Annotated in this window: 2 protein-coding genes; both read right to left on the bottom strand. The window is 68.7% G+C overall.

Annotated features, from left to right (window positions below; translation table 11 throughout):
- A partial coding sequence (locus ABZX92_RS45625) for an alkaline phosphatase D family protein (RefSeq protein WP_355572381.1) occupies nt 1-1,598 on the bottom strand: 1,598 nt, incomplete at its 3' end.
- A 46-nt stretch (nt 1,599-1,644) separates the two neighbouring features.
- Nucleotides 1,645-2,590: alkaline phosphatase D family protein (locus tag ABZX92_RS45620; RefSeq protein WP_355572379.1), on the bottom strand; the 946-nt coding region annotated here is incomplete at its 5' end.

The following is a 2,590-nucleotide window of genomic DNA, read 5'->3' as shown; positions in this document are numbered from 1 at the left end:
CATTGACCATATCGACCTCGCCAGTCAGCGTGACCACGACGACGCCGTTCTCGACAGAGACCTTCGTCTGCGCAAGCTGCGGGCTTCCCGCCTGGGTTGCGGTCTTCGATGACGAAGCTGGCCTTGGTCGTGACCGGGGCTCCGGGCGTGCGCACGTAGTCGAGGCCGCGGAAGTCCGCGCGCACCTCGCGTGAGGTGATGCGCGTCCGGACGTATCCGCGCCGGTTGTTGAAGAACTTCACGTGCGGGTTCTCGGCCAGGATCGCGGGCGTCTCCGGCCGGGTCTCCGAACCGTCACCCCCGGACGTGACCGACGTCGACACCAGCTCGGTCGCGACGGTCCTGGAACTCGGGTCGTTCCAGCGTTCCTTGACCTCCGCAGCCCACGCCGCGTGCACATCTCCAGTCAGCACAACGGTGTTGCGCGTGTGGCAGAACCCGCCGGCCACCCGGTCGCGGTTCGCCGCGTAGCCGTCCCACGCGTCCATGTTGTTCGACTCACCGGCACCGGGCGTGAAGTCGAGCTGCGAGAAGAACACCTGCTGTCCCAGCACGTCCCACCGCGCGTGCGAGCGCCGCAGTCCGTCGAGCAGCCACTTCTCCTGCGCGGCACCGGTGATCGAGCGCGTCGGGTTCAGCCGCTCCGGGCACGACTTGAGCCCGTCACCGCACGCCTGGTCGTCGCGGTACTGCCGGGTGTCGAGCATGTGGAAGTTGGCGAGCCCGCCCCACTGGATGCGCCGGTAGAGCTGGATGTCGATGCCGGACGGCTTGTTCCGGATCGGCATGTTCTCGTAGTACGCCTGGAACGCCGCCGCCCGCCGCGCCAGGAAGTTCGGCTGCGGGATCTCCGGCTTCTCCGGGATCTCGTCGGCCCAGTTGTTGTCGACTTCATGATCGTCGAAGACCACGAGCCACGGCGCGACGGCGTGCGCTTCCTGCAGATCAAGATCGGTCTTGTACTGCGCGTGCCGCTGCCGGTAGTTCGCGAGCGTCTCGGTCTCCGGCCCCTCGTGGTCACGCGGGTTGCCGCCGGGGATCGTGTAGACGCCCTTCTTGTACTCGTACTGGTAGTCGCCGAGGTGCAGCACCAGGTCCGGCTGGTCCTCGGCCATGCGCCGGTACGCGGTGAAGTAGCCGTGCTCGAACTGCGAGCAGGAGGCGAACGCCATCGTGAGCCCGCTGCCCATCGCCCAGGGTGCCAACGCCGTGCGCGTGCGGCCGGTACGAGAGATGTGGCCCTCGGTGGAGAAGCGGTAGAAGTACTCGCGGCCGGGCAGCAGACCGCGCACGTCCACGTGGACGCTGTGGCCGAACTCCGGCCGGGCGTGGGCGGTGCCGCGGCGGACGACGAGCCGGAACCGCTCGTCCAGGGCGATCTCCCACTTCACCTCGACGACGCGGGACGGCATGCCGCCCATGCCGTCCTCCGCGAGCGGGGTGGGTGCCAGACGGGTCCACAGGACCACGCCGTCGTAGGTCGGATCGCCGGAAGCGACGCCGAGCGTGAACGGGTCGGACAGCCTGTCCGACCCGGCGCCGACGGTGGTGAGCGCAAGTCCCCCGATGAGGAGTGCGCGTCGCGTCACTCGAGTCATGGTGAGACCCTCACCCACCAGGGTGGATACCAGGTGAACGTTTCCCCTAAAGCCTGTGAAGCCCTGGAACTCGGTCCTCCACCGCGAAGGACGCCTTGGTGCGGACGGGCGAACCCGGCCGGGTCACGAAGTCGAGCCCGCGGAAGTCCGACCGCAGCTCGTCAGGCGTGAACCTGGTCAGCGTGTAGCCCCGCCGGTTGTTGAAGTACTTCACGTGCGGGTTCTCGCGCAGCCACGCCCCGGTGTCCTCGTACTCCTCGGAGCCGTCGCCACCAGCGGAGACCGAGGTGGTCACCAGTTCGGTCGCGAGCGTTTTCGACGACGGGTCGTCCCAGCGCTGCTTGACCTCCGCGCCCCACGCCGCGTGCACGTCACCGGTGAGCACGACCGGGTTCCGCACGTCCGCGAACCGCGCCACCACCCGATCGCGGTCGGCGGCGTAGCCGTCCCACGCGTCCAGCAGGAACTTGTCCTCGTCGCCGGGGATGTAGTCGTACTGCGAGAAGAACACCTGCTGCCCGAGCACGTCCCAGCGCGCCTGGGAGCTGCGAAACCCGTTGAACAGCCAGTTCTCCTGCTCGTCGCCGAGCATCGTGCGCTCGGGAGCGAGCCGTTCGGGGCACAGCTGCAGCCCGTCCCCGCAGGCCTGGTCGGTCCGGTACTGCCGGGTGTCGAGCATGTGGAACGTGGCCAGCGAGCCCCACTTGATCCGCCGGTACAGCCTTGGTGACCTGCGGATCGGCATGTTCTCGTAGTACGCCTGGAACGCCGCCGCCCGGCGCTTGGCGAAGTCCCGCTGCGGGGTGTCCGGTTGCAGCCCCGCCCAGTTGTTCGCGATCTCGTGGTCGTCCCACACGACCGCCCACGGCGCGGCGGCGTGCGCTTCCTGCAGGTCCGGGTCCTGCGCCCCGGTGTCGGGATCGATCGTCGTGACCACGCACCGCGCCCGCTTCTTGAACATGCCGATCACCACGTCGCCGGCCACCAGCGCG

Source organism: Lentzea sp. NPDC006480 (assembly GCF_040611995.1).
GTDB lineage: Bacteria > Actinomycetota > Actinomycetes > Mycobacteriales > Pseudonocardiaceae > Lentzea.
Note: the sequence above shows the minus strand (reverse complement) of the source record. Positions and strands in the feature narration are given on the sequence as shown.